Annotated in this window: 2 protein-coding genes and 1 pseudogene; all 3 read left to right on the forward strand. The window is 65.3% G+C overall.

All coding sequences use genetic code 11. From position 1 onward, the window contains the following. Positions 1–170, forward strand: a pseudogene (locus tag EN964_RS38915) (glyoxalase/bleomycin resistance/extradiol dioxygenase family protein); the annotation flags it as partial. Next, positions 170–817, forward strand: coding sequence for an RdgB/HAM1 family non-canonical purine NTP pyrophosphatase (gene rdgB, locus EN964_RS32795; protein ID WP_127269531.1), 648 nt, complete (start codon positions 170–172; stop codon positions 815–817). The pseudogene EN964_RS38915 and the gene rdgB, both read left to right, overlap by 1 nt. Next, positions 814–1,977, forward strand: coding sequence for a radical SAM family heme chaperone HemW (hemW, locus tag EN964_RS32800; protein WP_127269532.1), 1,164 nt, complete (start codon positions 814–816; stop codon positions 1,975–1,977). Before rdgB ends, hemW begins: the two co-directional genes overlap by 4 nt. Positions 1,978–2,045 lie beyond the last annotated feature (68 nt).

Below are 2,045 nucleotides of genomic sequence, written 5' to 3' on the forward strand. Positions count from 1 at the left end.
GCTTTACGGCGACCGGCGATGAAATCGCCGGCTGGAAAGCCCATCTCGCGGCGAAGAAGATCGCCATCGAAAGCGAATTCGAGTGGCCGCAGGGCGGCCGTTCGATCTATATACGCGACCCCTCGGGCAATTCGATCGAATTCGCCGAGCCACGAATCTGGGGCCTTTGATGCATTCTCTTGATGGCAAGAAGATCGTCGTCGCCAGCCACAATGAAGGCAAGCTGCGCGAATTCGCCGACCTGATGGGGCCGTTCGGCTTCGAAGCGAAGTCGGCCAAGGAGTATGGCCTGCCGGAGCCGGACGAGACCGGCACCACCTTCGAGGAGAACGCCTACATCAAGGCGCTCGCCGCCGCCAAGGCGACCGGCCTGCCGGCGCTGTCGGACGATTCCGGCCTGTGCGTCGACGCGCTTGATGGCGCGCCCGGCGTCTACACCGCCAACTGGGCCGAAACCCCGGATGGCAGCAGAGATTTCGGCATGGCCATGCAGCGCACCGAAGTGGCGTTGCAGGAGGTCGGCGCGGCCTTGCCGCAACAGCGCAAGGGACGCTTCGTTGCCGTCATCTGTCTGGCGTTTCCCGACGGCGAGGCCGAATATTATCGCGGTGAGGCCGAAGGCACGCTGGTCTGGCCACCGCGCGGCGAACTCGGCTTCGGTTACGACCCGGTCTTCCTCCCCGACGGCTTCGAAAAGACCTTCGGCGAAATGAGCGCCGAGGAAAAGCACGGCTGGAGGCCCGGCCAGCCGACGGCGCTGTCGCACCGCGCTCGCGCTTTCCAGAAGTTCGCTAAAGCGAGATTGGGCTCGGCATGAGCATCCTGCTCGACCGGACGCCCGGCTTCGGCGTCTATGTTCATTGGCCGTTCTGCGCGGCCAAGTGCCCCTATTGCGACTTCAACAGCCATGTCCGCCACCAGCCGGTCGATCAGGACCGCTTCGCCAGTGCCTTCGAGGCCGAGCTGGCGACGATGCGCGAACGCACCGGGCCGCGCGAGGTGACCAGCGTTTTTCTCGGCGGCGGCACGCCGTCGCTGATGAAGCCGGAAACCGTGGCCAGGGTTCTTGACGCCGTGGCGAAGAACTGGACTGTGCCTGACGGCATCGAGGTGACGCTGGAGGCCAATCCGTCCTCGGTCGAGGCCGAACGCTTTCGCGGCTACCGGGCAGCCGGCGTCAACCGCGTGTCGCTCGGCGTGCAGGCGCTGAATGACAAGGATTTGCGCTTCCTCGGCCGGTTGCACAATGTCGAAGAGGCCCTGCACGCCATCGGCCTCGCGCGGGAAATATTCCCGAGGCTGTCCTTCGACCTCATCTATGCCCGGCCCGGCCAGACGCCGGAGGCTTGGGCATCGGAGCTGGAACAGGCGATCGGCCATGCCGCCGACCATCTGTCACTCTACCAGCTGACCATCGAGGAGGGCACGCCGTTCCACGCGCTGCATGCGGCGAAAAAATTCATCATTCCCGACAATGACCACGCCGCCGACCTCTATGCGCTGACGCAGGAGATTACATCGGCGCATGGTTTGCCGGCTTACGAGATTTCCAATCACGCAAGGCCGGGTGCCGAGAGCCGGCACAACCTCACCTATTGGCGCTATGGCGAATATGTCGGCGTCGGGCCGGGCGCGCATGGCCGCTTCGTCGAGAATGGCCGCCGCACGGTGACGATCGCCGAGCGGATGCCGGAAACCTGGGCCAATCTGGTCGAAGCCAAGGGCCATGGCGTCACCGGCGGCGAAATCCTGACGCGTTCGGAAGAGGCCGACGAATTCCTGCTGATGGGCCTGCGGCTCGCCGAAGGCATCGACCTCTCCCGCTACGAAACGTTCTCCGGACGCGGCCTGTCGTCAGCACGGCTGTCGATGCTGCAGGGAGAGGGGCTGGTGGCGCCGATCGGCAATTCGCGCCTGCGCGCCACGGCCGCCGGCATGATCGTGCTCGACGCCGTGGTCGCCGATCTGGCGCGGTAGGCAGGTAGCTTTGCCTGCGCCAAGCTCCTCCCGCCTCGTCATCCACGGGCGGAACGACGCGAAGCGGC

This window comes from Mesorhizobium sp. M7A.F.Ca.CA.001.10.2.1, from assembly GCF_003998575.1.
Classification (GTDB): domain Bacteria; phylum Pseudomonadota; class Alphaproteobacteria; order Rhizobiales; family Rhizobiaceae; genus Mesorhizobium.

What these genes read in the sequence shown, in the direction of transcription:
- rdgB (WP_127269531.1), top strand. Translation starts at nt 170, where the DNA reads ATGCATTCTCTTGATGGCAAGAAGATCGTCGTCGCCAGCCACAATGAA.
- hemW (WP_127269532.1), top strand. Translation starts at nt 814, where the DNA reads ATGAGCATCCTGCTCGACCGGACGCCCGGCTTCGGCGTCTATGTTCAT.